This is a genomic window from Streptosporangium canum (assembly GCF_900113865.1).
GTDB classification, from domain to species: Bacteria; Actinomycetota; Actinomycetes; order Streptosporangiales; family Streptosporangiaceae; genus Streptosporangium; species Streptosporangium canum.
The window spans coordinates 166159-180087 of record NZ_FOQY01000002.1 but is presented as its reverse complement, the minus strand read 5'-3'; the positions used below and the strand labels follow the sequence as shown (position 1 = coordinate 180087).

General features: G+C 69.7%; 11 protein-coding genes. 5 read left to right on the top strand and 6 right to left on the bottom strand.

All coding sequences use genetic code 11. The features are described from left to right. Positions 1-121 precede the first annotated feature (121 nt). Together BM085_RS03105 and BM085_RS03100 are read left to right on the top strand one after the other, a co-directional pair. Positions 122-664: a helix-turn-helix domain-containing protein gene (locus BM085_RS03105; RefSeq protein ID WP_093885504.1), complete on the top strand. Its 543-nt coding sequence runs from the start codon at positions 122-124 to the stop codon at positions 662-664. Positions 665-667: 3 nt separating this feature from the next. Further along, positions 668-1030, top strand: a complete 363-nt coding sequence (locus BM085_RS03100; RefSeq protein ID WP_093885503.1) for a hypothetical protein — start codon at positions 668-670, stop codon at positions 1028-1030. A gap of 974 nt (positions 1031-2004) precedes the next feature. Here the strand turns inward: BM085_RS03100 and BM085_RS03095 are convergent. After that, a complete protein-coding gene (locus BM085_RS03095; RefSeq protein ID WP_245789087.1) occupies positions 2005-4887 on the bottom strand; it encodes an AfsR/SARP family transcriptional regulator in 2883 nt (960 codons plus the stop codon). 281 nt (positions 4888-5168) lie between these two features. On the opposite strand from BM085_RS03095, the gene BM085_RS03090 reads away from it, so the two are divergent. Then, positions 5169-7475 carry an immune inhibitor A domain-containing protein gene (locus BM085_RS03090; RefSeq protein ID WP_093885501.1) on the top strand — a complete coding sequence of 769 codons (2307 nt, stop codon included), beginning with the start codon at positions 5169-5171 and terminating at the stop codon, positions 7473-7475. A 64-nt stretch (positions 7476-7539) separates the two neighbouring features. Here BM085_RS03090 and BM085_RS03085 read toward each other — a convergent pair whose 3' ends face one another. From BM085_RS03085 to BM085_RS03070, 4 genes are all read right to left on the bottom strand, one after another. Then, positions 7540-8055, bottom strand: a complete 516-nt coding sequence (locus tag BM085_RS03085; protein ID WP_093885500.1) for a GNAT family N-acetyltransferase — start codon at positions 8053-8055, stop codon at positions 7540-7542. Positions 8056-8323: 268 nt separating this feature from the next. After that, on the bottom strand, positions 8324-9541 hold the full coding sequence (locus tag BM085_RS03080; protein WP_093885499.1) for an MFS transporter: 1218 nt from the start codon (positions 9539-9541) through the stop codon (positions 8324-8326). A gap of 101 nt (positions 9542-9642) precedes the next feature. Next, on the bottom strand, positions 9643-10239 hold the full coding sequence (locus BM085_RS03075) for a TetR/AcrR family transcriptional regulator (protein WP_093885498.1): 597 nt from the start codon (positions 10237-10239) through the stop codon (positions 9643-9645). 120 nt (positions 10240-10359) lie between these two features. Continuing rightward, on the bottom strand, positions 10360-11334 hold the full coding sequence (locus tag BM085_RS03070) for a helix-turn-helix domain-containing protein (protein ID WP_093885497.1): 975 nt from the start codon (positions 11332-11334) through the stop codon (positions 10360-10362). 71 nt (positions 11335-11405) lie between these two features. Between BM085_RS03070 and BM085_RS03065 the strand changes: the two genes are divergently transcribed. After that, positions 11406-11720, top strand: coding sequence for a cupin domain-containing protein (locus BM085_RS03065; protein WP_031160299.1), 315 nt, complete (start codon positions 11406-11408; stop codon positions 11718-11720). Between the two features lie 176 nt (positions 11721-11896). Here the strand turns inward: BM085_RS03065 and BM085_RS03060 are convergent, their stop codons facing one another. Further along, on the bottom strand, positions 11897-12532 hold the full coding sequence (locus BM085_RS03060) for a DUF4232 domain-containing protein (protein WP_177244931.1): 636 nt from the start codon (positions 12530-12532) through the stop codon (positions 11897-11899). 272 nt (positions 12533-12804) lie between these two features. Here BM085_RS03060 and BM085_RS03055 point away from each other — a divergent pair, with 272 nt between their 5' ends. Then, on the top strand, positions 12805-13923 hold the full coding sequence (locus BM085_RS03055; protein ID WP_093885495.1) for an alkaline phosphatase PhoX: 1119 nt from the start codon (positions 12805-12807) through the stop codon (positions 13921-13923). The last annotated feature ends 6 nt before the right edge of the window (positions 13924-13929 follow it).

Sequence of the window (13929 nt, the reverse complement as noted above, 5' to 3'; positions counted from 1 at the left end):
CGGGTCGAGTCACCGTGGTTCCCCGCCTGTTCTGGCACGCATCTGACACGTGATCAAGCTTCGGATCATGCGCGGACGCGCACAGCTTCCCTCTCATTATCGATAATGATATCGTTGTCCTGTGAGCACTTCGAAAGAGCGTTGGACCGAGCTGGCGCTGCACCCCGTGCGCATCCGGATCCTGGGCGCCACCGCCGGCGGTCGCCGTACGCCGTCCGACCTGGCCCGCCTGCTGCCCGACGTGCCCCAGGCGACGCTGTACCGGCATATCGCCACTCTCGCCAAGGCCGGAATGCTGAACGTCGTGGAGGAGCGCAAGGTCGGAGGCGCGACGGAGCGGGTGTACGCGCTGCCGGAGGGCGGGGTGACGCCGACCGCCGAGACGCTGGCCTCGGCCTCCCCCGAGGACCACGCGCGGTATTTCACCGCGTTCGTCTCCAGCCTGCTGTCGGAGTTCTCGCGCTACCTCGCCAGGGGGAACATCGACCTGGTGGCCGACGGCGTCGGCTACCAGCAGACGGTGCTGCACCTGAACGACGAGGAGTTCATCCGCTTCGCCCAGGGCTTCACCGAGCTGATGCAACCCCTGCTGGCGAACGAGCCGGGCGGCGACCGGGCGCCCCGCCTGCTGGCGACGATCCTTCTTCCCTTGACGAAAGGCTGACCCATGGCAACCGTCATGATCACCAGTGGTTCGATCACTATCGAGTTCGGCGCGTGGGAACGGATCTTCACCGGACGAGCCCGGCACACCATCCCCTTGCCGGCGGTACGGCAGGCGGTCGTCACCGATCAGCCGCTGCGCATCCCGCACGGTGCGAGAAAGGGATTGACGGTGTCGGGCCACACCAAGATCGGCGTTTGGGGCATCTACGGTGGCCCGCGCCAGCTGGTGTCGGCCAACCGCAACCTGCCCGGAGTGCACCTGCTGCTGGACCGCGCGAGCTCCGGCGGCGAGTTCGACGAGGTGGTCCTCTCCATCCCCGACGCGGGCCGGTTCGTCGAGGCCGTCAGGACCGCGGCCGCGTGACTGGGCATTTCGACTTTGCCGGTAATGGGCGGCGGGCGGCCATGACGGATCGGGGAGAGCCACAGCGCGCCGGCACCGGTTCCGGAGCCCGGCTCGATGATCGAACGCGGCCGGACCTCCAGCAGGAGTCGCTGGTAGATCGCCAGGTCCCAGACGTTCTTGAACAGGTTGAGTTCCCGCCCTCGCAGCGGTCCCTGCACCTCCTGGCCGCAGGCGTAGCCCTCGCGGGACGGGTGCCGCTCCACCGGGGACTCCGTCATGTGCCCGCCCCGCTCCTGTCCCCCCCTCCCCGCAGGAGTCAGCGGAGGAACGGCCCCGCGGACTTCGTCGAAGCAGAAGATCTGGGTCAGGCGGAAGTCCTCCGGCCTCGCGCCCTGGCCGCCGAGCGGCGCGTGAAACAGCTCACGTCCCCTGAACAGCAGCAGGCGGTTTTGAACTCCTCCCCGGCCTGAAGGCCGGAGATTCTCCCGTCGCGTCGCGGTCAAGCGGCGCGCGGGGGTAGAAGCCGTCGACGACGTGGATCGCCTTGTGCATGTGCGCGGTCTCCTTTCGACCGGATCAGTTCGGTGCCGCGGCGGTGCCGGGCTCCAGCGCGGGATCGAGGACGTCGTCGCTCCATGACGGCCGCTCCGGCAGGGGACTCGCGATGCTCACGTGGGGATCGTGCATTACAGACCTCCTGCAGAGAATGCCGCTGTTTCCTTCTGTCGTTTCCCGGGCGATCGTCCGTGCCCCCGCCAAGGAGAATGGGGCCGGCCCCTGACCCGGCGGTCACGCGGCGGTCACTCCGGAACGAGCAGCGTGGAAGAGGCCGGTGACCGGTGAACCACCGGTCTGAAGCACTCTTCCGGACGTGATGCGGCCGCCGCGCGACGACGGAGGGACGACGATGCCGGTATTCGGCCGGAGAACGGCCGCGATGGCGTTGTGGTGCACGTGGAGGGGTACGGATGCCAGCCGTGAGCACCCGGAGATCACGGCGAGGGCCGGTCGTCTCCGTCTCCGTCTGCGACGTTCCGCGCGCCCGCGCATGTGAACAGGATGACGTCGCCGGCCCGGCTCCCCCGTTCGTAGGCGGACTCGTACTCCTCGGCGCCCAGCGCCCGGCGTGCGAGTGCCTCGGCCTCGGTGTGGGCGTCGTGGAACGGGCGCAGGCCGATGAGTCCCACGCCGGTCATCCGGCGCAGGCGCCCTGCGGCACCGAGGAGCTCGGCGGCGAAGGCGTGGTCGCCAGTGGCGGAAACGGCCCAGGCGAGCGCCTCTGAGCCCCACGCGGGGCCCCAGCGGTCGTCGATGTCCTGCTGGCGGCGTAGTGACTCACGGAACAGCTCGGCGGATCTGGCCGCGACGCCGTTCCGCAGTTCGACGAGGCCGAGCGTCCACAACGCCCACGAGTAGGCCCATGCCGCGCCGCTCGCCTCGGCCTCGGCGAGGTAGTCGTCACCCGCGGCGACCGCGGTGTCCCGGTCTCCGAGGAAGGCGCAGGCCATGGCCCAGAACATGGTGGCCATGTGGGCGTCACCGCGGGCGCCGGCCTGCCGGAACATCTCTCTCGCCCGCGCCAGCAGCGGGATGGCCTGGACGCTGCCTCGGACGAGCAGCGCGTGGACACCTTCGAGGTAGGCGGCGGCGGGATCCGCCTCGGCCGCCGAGGCCCTGCAGTCGGCCAGGAACGTCTCGGTGGCCCGTTTGTCGCCCTGAACCAGGGACAGCCAGCTCAGCATCGCCACCGCGCCGGTGCCCAGCGCTCCGGCAGCCGGTGCGGACAGCGCATGCGTACGCTCCAGCCAGTGCCGGCCCTCACCGATGGTGCTGCTGAAGAACCAGAACCGGACGCGGGTGAGGTTGGCGGCGATCTCCAGCCCGATGGCGGCCTGCCCCGGCTCGGTGATGCAGAAGTCGAGCGCCGAACGCAGGTTCGGCAGCTCCTGCCGCAGCCGGGACAGCCATTCCACTTCGCACGGGCCGCACCAGCCGGCCGCGGCTCCGGCGGCCAGCCGCCGGTAGTGGTCGCGGTGGCGGCGGCGTACGGCGTCGTGCAGGCCGAGGTCGGCCAGCCGCTGCCGGCCGTACTGCCGGACGGTCTCCAGCAGCCGGTAGCGCGTGCGGGCGGCCCGGGTGCTCACCCCGAGAATCGACTTGTGCACCAGGCCCGCCAGGATGTCGATGACATCCCGGCGGGGGACGTCAGGGCCCGAGCACACCGCCTCGGCCGCCTCGAGGTCGAACCCGCCGGAGAAGACGGACAACCGCGCCCAGAGCAGGCGCTCGGGTTCGGTGCAGAGGTCGTAGCTCCAACTGATCACGTCGTGGAGGGTCTGGTGATAGCGGGGTGTGACCTGCGCGGTGCCGTCGGCCAGCAACCGGAACCGGTCGTCGAGGCGATCGAGGATCTCGCCGATGGCCAGGGTGCTCAGCCGTACGGCCGCGAGCTCGATCGCCAGTGGGATGCCGTCGAGCCGCCGGCAGAGCTGGACGACGAGCGCCCGGTTGTGCCGGTCGATCCGGAAGGCGGGCGCGGCGGCCGCGGTGCGGTCGGCGAGCAGCGCCACCGCGTCGTAGTCGGTCAGCGGTGGGCCGGTGTCCGCGGCCTGCGGATCGGTCGCCGGAGGCAGCGGGAGCGGCGGCACCAGCAGGACGTGCTCGCCCTGTACGGCGAGCCGCTGCCGGCTGGTGGCCAGCACGCGCAGGCCGGGGCAGGCCCGCAGGAGGGTGTCGACCAGGGTCGCGACCGCGCCCACCACGTGCTCGCAGTTGTCGAGCACCAGCAGCAACCGCGTGTCACGCAGGTGATCGCGCAGGACGTCGACGCTGGGACGGGCCGACTGGTCGCGCGCACCGAGGGCATGGGCCACCGTACGGGCGAGCAGGCGCGGCTCGACCAGCGCGGTGAGATCGGCCAGCCACACGCCGCCGGGAAACCTGGAAGCCAGCTCCGCGCCCGTCCGCCGCGCCAGCCTGGTCTTACCCACCCCGCCCACGCCGGTCAGGGTGACCAGGCGGCCCGCGGCCAGCAGCCGCCCGATCTCGGCGAGCTGCCGCTGCCGGCCGACGAACGTCGTCACTTCGGCCGGCAGGTTTCCGCTCGTCTTCGAATCGCCCGCGTTGACGAGCGCGGGGTCGGCGGACAGCATCCGCTGGTGCAGTTCGCGGAGTTCGGCGCCCGGGTCGACGCCGAGCTCGGAGACCAGTGTCTCCCGGGCCTCGCGGTAGCAGCACAGGGCCTCGCCCCGGCGTTCCGACCGGTACAGCGCCAGCATGCGCTGAGCCCAGAACCGCTCTCTCAGTGGATGGGCGGTGGTCAGTTCCTGGAGTTCCGCGAGCACGCGCTCATGGCGGCCGAGGGCCAGGTCGGCCTCGATCCGGAGCTGGAGCGCGTCCAGCCTGCGCTCGCGCAGCGCCGGGACGACGTCCCGCCGCAGCGTCTCCGACGGAACGTCCAGCAGGGGTTCGCCGCGCCACAGCCGCAACGCCTCCCGCAGCAGCGTCGACGCCTGCTCCATCTCGTCGGCGGTGGCGGCCGTTCTGGCACGACGCAGCAGGACGTCGAAGCGGTCGAGGTCAAGCGCGCCGGCGGTCACTTCGATCAGGTAACCGCGGTGGCTCGTCAGCAGGGGCGTGCCGGTCCCGGCGCCGCCGAGCAGGCGACGCAGCCGGAACACGTAGTTCTGCAAGGTGTTGCGGGCGCCGTCGGGCGGGTCCTGGCCCCACAGCCGGTCCGTCAACGTCTCGACGGAGACGACCCTGTTGGCGTCGAGCAGCAGAGCCGCGAGCACTATCCGCAACTTGGCGGCCTTGACCGCCACGTGATCAGGCCCGTGGAGCACTTCGAGCGGCCCCAGGATCCTGAACTCCAACCCCGCACCATGCACAACTCATTGTAATCATGAAGTAACGGTAAGTGCGTTCGACTGGACGGCCGACCCGGGAGGGCGACGGCCATCATCGCACCGCCCCCCTCTCTACCATAAACCGCACATCACTCCTTAAATAGGACGATATGCAGGATAGGTATCAAATATTAAATATCGCCCTTTAATAGGATTATCGACTCCGTCAAACCCCCACTGTTCACCATGAATGTGATGTGACATATTACGCGTGACACCCCTCTTTTCCGAAAGGAACTCCCCCTCACGTGCGTAAGATCATCACCATGCTCGCAGCCGGGCTGGCGGGGACGGCCCTGGGCGCCTCCGCGCTGCCCGGTCTCGCCGCGGCGGTCCCGGCCTCCAAGCCTCCCGTCGCCGAACCCGGTAACGGCCGGCATTCGGCTGCGATCAGTCCGTTCGCTCTCGAAGAGCAGTCTCTTCGCACCAAAGCCATGAAGCAGGCGCTGACCGCCCCCCAGGCGAACAAGCTCTCCGCGGGAAAGGTCAAGGTCGGCGACCGGTACGTCGAACTCGCCCTCGAACGCAAGGACAAGATTTTCACCGTGCTCGCCGAATTCGGCGACAAAATCGACAACGCGACCCTGCATAAAGAAAAGATCCGCTACGGCGGCGTACCCGGCCCGCTGCACAACCGGATCCCCAGACCCCAGCGGAGCTACGACAACCACACACTCTGGCAGCCGGACTTCGACCGGGCCTACTACCAGGACATCTATTTCAACGGCTCCCGGGGGGCCAACTCGCTCCGCAACTTCTACCGGCTCCAGTCCGCCGGCCGGTACGACTTCGACGGCTACGTCTCCGACTGGGTGAAGGTTCCCTACAACGAGTCCCGTTACGGCACCCCGCGCTGCGACAGCGGCCTGGACTGCGACCTCCCCCTGTTCGATTTCGTCAAGGACTCCGCCAACGCCTGGTACGACGCCGAGCGCGCCAAGGGCCGCAGCGTCGAGGACATCACGGCCGAGCTCAAGTCCTATGACGTCTGGGACCGCTACGACTACGACTTCGACGGCGACTTCGACGAACCCGACGGCTACCTCGACCGGTTCCAGGTGATCCACGCCGGCGTCGACGAGACGTGGGGCGGTGGCGCGCAGGGCGAAGACGCGCTGTGGGCGGTCAACCACGACGCCTACTGGAACACCCGCGGAAGCTCCGGCCCCGCGGGCAACCTGCGTGGCGGTACTCAGATCGGCGATACCGGCATCTGGGTCGGCAGGTTCCTGACCGCCGGCGAGAACAGCGGCGTCGGCCTGATCGCCCACGAGTACGGCCACGATCTGGGCTTACCCGACCTGTACGACGGCGGCGGGAGCAACAGCGTCCAGTTCTGGTCGCTCATGTCCAGCGCCTCGTACTTGAGCAAGAAGAACGGGCAGAGCGGCGAGTACCCCGGAGACCTGGACGCCTGGAGCAAACTGCGGCTCGGCTGGCTGTCCTACGACAGAGCCGAGGCCGCCACGGCCTCCACTCACACCCTCGGCGTGAGCTCCTACAACACCACCGACCCGCAGGCCGTCATCGTCGACCTGCCGCCGCGCCGGGTCGACACCGAGCTGGTCCAACCTGTCCAGGGCTCCTACCAGTGGTGGAGCGGCAAGGGGGACTACCTCAACGAGACACTCACCCGCCGGATCGACCTCACCGGCGTGACATCAGCGGCCCTGACCGCCAAAGTCTGGTACCAGATCGAGCAGGATTTCGACTACCTCTACGCCGAGGTCTCCGAGGACGGCGAGGTCTGGACGCCGATCGGCGGCACCGTCGGCGGGCAGCCGATCCCGAGCGTCAACGGCGTCCCCGGTATCACCGGCCTCAGCGGCTGGACGGACCTGGTCCTCCCGCTGGACGCCTACGCGGGCAGGAGGATCCAGTTCCGGTTCCGCTACTTCACCGATACCAACACCACCGAGAACGGCTTCATCGTCGACGCCATCACCGGCGCCGTCACCGATGACGCGGAGAACGGCGACAACGGCTGGACCGCGGCGGGCTTCAGCCGCGTCGGCAAGATCGCGACCAAGGAGCACCCTCGCTCCTACATCGCCGAGAACCGGCGCTACACCGGCTATGGCGCCTACCTCGAAACCGGTCCCTACCACGCCGGCTTCTCCGACAACCCCGCCCGGCGCGAGATCTACGAGCACTACCCCTACCGGGAGGGCGTCCTCGTCTGGCTCTGGGACACCTACTACACCGACAACGCCACCCGTAACCACCCCGGTGAGGGCATGATCCTGCCGATCGACGCCCACCCGCTCCCTCTGCTCTGGAAAGACAACAGCATGGTCAACGACCGGGTCCAAGGCTTCGACGCCCCCTTCGGCCTGTCCTCCACCGGCCGTTTGGCACTGCACAAGGACGGCGCCAGGACGATCTTCCCCTCGCTCCCCGCCACCCCGGCTTTCAATGACCGCAGCGGCGTTTACTGGTACAGCACCAACCCCCTGCGGGGCGTTCGGCCGCCCGACACCAACACCGAGATCAAGGTGATCCGGGAAGCCGCCAGGGGCCTCCGCACCACCATCACGGTGGGCCCCGCCTCCTGAGCGGGTGCGGGCCCGCGTCTCCCCGGGCCCGCACCCTTCCCTTTTCCCTTTTTCCCGGAGAGGGCTACCGCTGCGCCGGGCCCGGCATGGTGGCGCGGAACCTGGCCAGGTTCTCCTCAGAGCTCCACCGCTCGAAGCCCGCCTTCTCCAGCACGCGGACCGAGGGCGGATTCGACAGTTCCACGTCGGCGTACACCGTGTGGACGTCCGGGGCGGTGTAGGCGAACGCCGTCAGCGCCCGGGTGGCCTCGGGGGCGTAGCCGCGGCCCCGCCGGGAGGCGACGATGCCGTAGCCGATCTCGACGGTGCCGTCGCCGGGCGGCCAGAACAGGCCGATCGAGCCGACCACCAGGCCGGTCGAGCGCTCGATGATCTGGCGGTGGCCGTACTCGCCCAGCCATCCGGGGTGCTCTCCGAACAGGCCGGCGATGACGCGGTCCCCCTCGGAGGGAAAGTCCTCGGCCCAGTGCGCGAGCCGGGAGCCGTCGAGGACCGCGCCGACCTCGCCGGGGGTCCAGCTCCGCAGGATGAGACGGTCGGTGCTCAGGTCGGTATCGGTCGGTGAGATGAAGGAAGACATGTGACACTCCTGGTCGTTCGGACGACCGGGCCGCGCTCTAGCCTCGCGCGGACCGGACAAGGGCATGCTGAACACAGCCGATGGCAGCCATATTCATCAACCTCCCTCGTCAGGTAGTGATCACGCCTATCACGCGCCGCCGCGACGGTACCAAGCCCGACTGGCTGAGGCAACCCACACCGGCACCGCGATCACGGGCGATTCCCCGGACGGAGAGGGCCGTCGTGCCCGGCGGCTCGGCGACCCCCGACATGTGATCCTCGACCTTCTAGATCGCTTGCTTCTCGGTGGCCGCAGTGGGCCCCTCCTGGGAGGCGGGCGCGTCGGACGCGGGTGCGGGCCTGGCAGCGGAACGGCGGGGGAGTTCGGGGAGAAGGGTGAGGATCCCGAGTGTGGCCAGAGCGGCGCCGAGCCACAGCGGGGCTCGCAGGCCGAAGTTGTCGATGGCCACTCCTCCGGCGAAGGAGCCGATGATGACGCCGAGAGTGATGAAGGAGGAGTGGACGGTGTTGACCAGCGGCCGGGCGTTGCCGGTCCGCTGGACGCGGATGGCCATCGCCGGATTCATGGTGACGCCGACCAGACCGATGCCGAGCATGCACACCACGGCGGGGATGCCGAGGTGGGCCAGCAGCGCGAACCCGGTCAGGAAGATCAGGTTCAGAGCCAGCCCGCACAGCAGGACGCTGACGGTGTGCCTGTCGGCGAGCCGCCCGACGATGTTGTTGCCGATCACGGTGGCGGCGCCGTAGGCGATGAGCAGGAGCGGGATGGCTCCGGAGCCGAATCCGGTGACCTGGGTGAGGATCGGGTTGAGGTAGCTGAAGGCGGAGAAGGTCGCGCCGATGATGAAGGCGCTGGTTGCGAACACCAGCCACAGCTTGGGATTGGCGAAGACGCGCATCTCCTGCCGGAAGTCGCCGCCGTCGCCTTCGGCACGCTCCAGCCGGCGCATGCCGGCCATCGTGGCGAGCGCGGCGAGGACGGTCAGGGCGCTGACGACCCAGAAGGCTGCGCGCCAGCCCAGACGTTCTCCGATCAGCGTGGACAGCGGCAGCCCCAGCAGGGTGCCCACCATCAGCCCGTTCATGACCACCGCGATGGATCGGCCGCGCATCTGCGGCGGCGTCAGCCGGACCGCCAGTGAGATGGCGACTCCGAAGAACGCCTGGGAGGCGACGCCGGTGATGATGCGCGCCGTCATCATCACCGGGTAGGAGGGAGCGGTCGCGGCCAGCAGGTTACCCGCCAGGAAGATCGCGAACAGGAGCATGAGCGCCGGCTTGGGGCGCAGTTTCAGCACCGCGAGGGTCAGGAACGGCCCTCCGGCGGCCATGGCGACCGCGAAGGCAGTGATGAGATAGCCGATCTGCGGGATGGTGGCGTTCAGTCCGTCGGCCATCTGCGGCATCAGGCCAGCGACGGCGAACTCGCTGGTCACCATGGCGAAGATGCCGAAGGCCAGCAGGTATACAGCACGGGGCATGAAGGGAGCTCCTGTGTCGGCGAGTTTTGCATCGATCGATGTAAAATTTGGGCGTGCGAACACGCCGCGGCGGTCCGCGGTGTGTCAGCGAATACGGCGGGTCAGGGCGTCAGGGCGTCTACCGCCGTTGCCGCGATGCCCTCCAGGACGGCGCGATCGGCTCCGCCCTGGGCGGCCACCCGGATCCCCGCGATCACCGCGTTGAGAAACCGGGCGAGCGAGTCCGGGTCTCTCGGAGAGGTGATGTCGCCGTCGCGCCGCCCGGCCGCGATGACCGCCTTGAGGGAATCCAGCCGCCGGGCCATGTCCCGATCCAGCAGCCGGGCGATCTCCGGGTCGCGTCCGGCGAGTTCCACCGTGGTGTTGACGGTCAGACAGCCGCGACCACGGCCGTCCCGCCGGTTCGCGGACTCGACCTCGATGATCTCGGTGAACAGCGCGCGGATCCGCTCGGCGGCCGGCCGCTCCCGGTCCTCCAGAATCTCCAGGTGAGTGGCGGTCGTGCTGTCGATATAGCGGGTGAGCACACGGGTGAACAGTTCGTGCTTGCTTTTGAAGGCGTTGTAGATACTGCTGCGGTCCAGTCCGATGACCTCGCACAGGTCTCTGGTCGAGGTGGCCTCATAGCCGTTCTCCCAGAAGGCCTGCATCGCGGCGTCCAGGACCCGGTCCTCATCGAATGTCCGCGGTCGAGCCATGCGGACACGCTACATGTTTTGCATCGATCGGTGCAATTACGGGGCGGCAGGCGACGGACCGGCCGTTCCCCGCGGCTGATCCCGCAGAGCGCCGGGAAGCCCGGCGAAGCGGCCGGGGACTCAGTCGCTCGGCCGCGAGCCACCTGAGTGACGGCCGAAGGACCGCCGGTAGGTGGCGGGTGTGGCGTGCACCATGGAGTGGAAGTGCCTGCGGAGGTTGGTGGCCGAGGAAAGACCGACTCTGATCGCGATCGTCTCCACCGGGAGATCCGACTCCTCCAGGAGGGCCTGAGCCGCCGTGACGCGCTGGCGGAGCAACCACCTGCCGGGGCTGACGCCGAGCTGGTCGGCGAATCTGCGGGCGAGCGTCCGCGGGGAGAGCCCGGCCCGCGCGGCGAGGTCGTCAACGGTGAGGGGCTCGTGCAGTCGTTCGGCGGCCCAGTCGAGAACGGCGGCCAGGGAGTCGGGCGGCCGGCCGGCGGGAGCCTGCATGGCGTACTGGAGCTGCCCGCCCTCGCGGTGCGGGGGCATGATCATGTGGCGGGCGATCTGCGCGGCGTAGGCGGCGCCGTGGTCGGCGCGGACCAGGTGCAGGCACAGGTCGATGCCCGCGGCGGTGCCGGCGCTGGTGGCGACGTCGCCCAGGTCGATGTACAGCGTGTCGGGCTCGACCTGGACATCGGGGAAGCGGGCCGCCAGCTCGGCCGCCATCCGCCAGTGCGTGGTCGCCCGGCGGTTGTCCAGCAACCCCGCCTGGGCCAGCAGGAAGGCTCCCGAGCAGATCGCGACGGTGCGGGCGCCTCGCCGATGGGCCTGCCGTACCGCGTCGATCACGGCGGGCGGGGCGGGCTGTTCGAGGCGCTGCCAGCCGGGGATCACCACCGTGTCCGCGACCGCGAGCGCCGACAGCCCCTGGTGCACCACCATCTGATAGCCCGCCAGCGTCGGCACGGCGCCCGGGCGCTCCGCACATACCTCGAACTCGTAACGGGCCGGCAGACCGGGGCGGCGCGTACCGAACACCTCGGCGGCGCACGCGAGCTCGAACGTGGACTGCGGCGGTAGGACCAGTGCGACCACCCGATGAACCCTCATGGCAGAAAAATACCCATAGGTGTCAATCCGGACACTGGGCCGGGGCGGACACCTGCCGCGACGATGAGGTCATGACGCACGATATTCAGATCCTGAACGTTGACGAGGTCGAACCCGTCGAGGTCGCCGCCGGGATCGTCCGGCGGCGGTTGCCGACCACCGAGTGGGCTCGCGGCTGGATGTACGACTTCGCTCCCGGAGCCGAGTGGCCCGAGGTGGACGTGCACGACGGCGAGGAACGCTATTTCGTGGTGTCGGGCGAGTTCATCGACCGGGGGCACCGGCTCGGGCCGGGCAGCTACGTGGTGTTCGCACCGGGCAGCACACACCGCCCGCGGACGGAGACGGGGGCACGCATGCTGGGCATCAGCATCCTCACCCGTTAGCCGGTCCGCCGCGGGAGACCGCACCCTCACCACTCCGTCCACCGGCACCCACACCTGAAAGTAACCGCCCAGCCCCGGAAGGGTGGCCGGATCCGGACGGGTCCGGCCATCCGCTCGCGACCGCCTCCGGCGGCGGTCACCGGAGCACGCCGGCGGTCATGGCCGGGACACGCCCCTCAGCGGGTGCCCGCCGGGACCTCCTGCCAGGCGGTGACCCCGAGACGGCCCGTGGAGCCGAGGTCGATGAGGCTGCTGACGCGCCGCTCGGAGCCGCCGGGGCCCGCGGTGACGATCACGGTGGCACCGACGGCGGGCGGGCGGCTGGTGTCGTCGTAGGTGTTGCGCCACACCAGGCTGAAGCGGGCCGAGCGGCCCGGCCGCACGGCCAGGGGCTTCGGCCCCGGGTCCTTGACCGCCGTGGTCACCCGCCGCGCGCCCGGGTCGATCTTCACCTTCAGCGGGTCGCCGTCCTCATCCAGGAGCCGCACGCTCGGGTAACCGCCGACCTTCCGCACCCGGTGGCCGCAGTTGGTGAGCACCACGGTCTGGACCCGCAGCCCCAGCGCGGCGTTTGCCGGTCCGGCGGACAGGAGCACTCCCGAGTCGGGGCAGGCGGGCGGCGGGGAGTCCTGCGACGAGTCGGCCTCGACCTGGTGGGGCCGGTCGAAGGGCGCAGACACCGTCAGCGGGGTAGGGACCGGGGCGGCCTCCGTGCGTCCCCCGCCGGCCGCCTGCGCGCCACAGCCCGCGAGGCAGAGCACGGCGCCCAGGGATACGGCCGGCAGGGCCCGAAGGGCGGATATGACGCTCATCCGGCTCATCCTGGCACAGCACACCCGCATCACCCGTGAACGGGAAGTTCCAGAGGGGCGCCCCGGCCGCCCCGCGCTCTCGCGGACGGCAGGGCATTCGGGGGCGGGGCGCGGTGTCCCGTGCCCGTCACGCGGGCCGCACAGGGGCCGTCCGAGATTTGTGATCCGTCACAGATTTGACCGCTCAGATTTACTGCCTCCTCCAGTTCCCAGAAGACCGCCGCCAGCCCATGGTTTGGGGGGGAGAAATGTAGGCGATCACTGGAGCCCCTATGCAACGCCGCACCTTCATCGTGTCCCTCTCCGCCGTCGCTCTGTCCGGCACCCTGTGGCAGAACGCCGCGCTCGCCTCCACGGTGGTCGCGGGCGAGAGCCCGTACGGCCCGCTCGGCGAGCCCGACGCCAACGGCGTCGCGCTGCCGGCCGGGTTCAGCAGCAGGGTGGTGGCCAGGTCGGGTCACTCCGTCGGCGGCACTCTCTGGCATCCGGCCCCGGACGGCGGCGCCTGCTTCGCCGACGGCACCGGCTGGATCTACGTCTCCAACTCCGAGGTTCCGCTGGTCGGGGGCGCTTCGGCGATCAAGTTCAGGGCCGACGGCTCGATCGAGCGGGCCTACCGGATCCTGTCGGGCACCAACCTCAACTGCGCGGGCGGGCGCACGCCGTGGAACACCTGGCTCTCGTGCGAGGAGATCTTCCGCGGCAAGGTCTATGAGACCGATCCGTACGGCGCGCGCGGCGCCCAGCAGCGTCCGGCGATGGGCAAGTTCAAACACGAGGCCGCCGCCTGCGACCCCGACCACCGGGTCGTCTACCTGACCGAGGACGAGGATGACGGCTGCTTCTACCGCTTCGTTCCGAACGTCTGGGGCGAGCTGTCCAGCGGCCGTCTCGAGGTCTTCTGCACCGACAACCTCTGGCGGGCGGTACCCGACCCGGCGCCCGGCGTCCTCCAGAAGCAGACCAGGCATCAGGTGAGCGAGGCCAGGCACTTCGACGGCGGCGAGGGCTGCCACTACGCGGACGGCGTCTGCTACTTCACCGCCAAGGGCGACCGGAGCGTGTGGGCCTACGACGCCGCGCGCCAGACGGTGACCGCGATCTACGACAGCACCGGCACGCTCACCGGCATCGACAACATCACCGGCACCCAGGGCGGTGACCTCTACGTCGCCGAGGACGGCGGCAACATGGAGATCAACATCATCACCCCGGACCGGGTGGTCGCGCCGGTCCTGCGGCTCGACGGCCAGAGCGAATCCGAGATCACCGGCCCCGCCTTCTCCCCCGACGGCACCCGCCTGTACTTCTCCTCCCAGCGCGGCACCAGCGGCGAACGGGCGGGGACGGGCGGTATCACCTATGAGGTCAGCGGGCCTTTCCGCCGCTGACCCCTC

Bases quoted from the DNA above. Each gene is read 5' to 3' on its own strand.
- BM085_RS03100 (WP_093885503.1), top strand. From the start codon at position 668: ATGGCAACCGTCATGATCACCAGTGGTTCGATCACTATCGAGTTCGGC.
- BM085_RS03085 (WP_093885500.1), bottom strand. From the start codon at position 8,055: ATGTCTTCCTTCATCTCACCGACCGATACCGACCTGAGCACCGACCGT.
- BM085_RS03080 (WP_093885499.1), bottom strand. From the start codon at position 9,541: ATGCCCCGTGCTGTATACCTGCTGGCCTTCGGCATCTTCGCCATGGTG.
- BM085_RS03075 (WP_093885498.1), bottom strand. From the start codon at position 10,239: ATGGCTCGACCGCGGACATTCGATGAGGACCGGGTCCTGGACGCCGCG.
- BM085_RS03070 (WP_093885497.1), bottom strand. From the start codon at position 11,334: ATGAGGGTTCATCGGGTGGTCGCACTGGTCCTACCGCCGCAGTCCACG.
- BM085_RS03065 (WP_031160299.1), top strand. From the start codon at position 11,406: ATGACGCACGATATTCAGATCCTGAACGTTGACGAGGTCGAACCCGTC.
- BM085_RS03060 (WP_177244931.1), bottom strand. From the start codon at position 12,532: ATGAGCGTCATATCCGCCCTTCGGGCCCTGCCGGCCGTATCCCTGGGC.
- BM085_RS03055 (WP_093885495.1), top strand. From the start codon at position 12,805: ATGCAACGCCGCACCTTCATCGTGTCCCTCTCCGCCGTCGCTCTGTCC.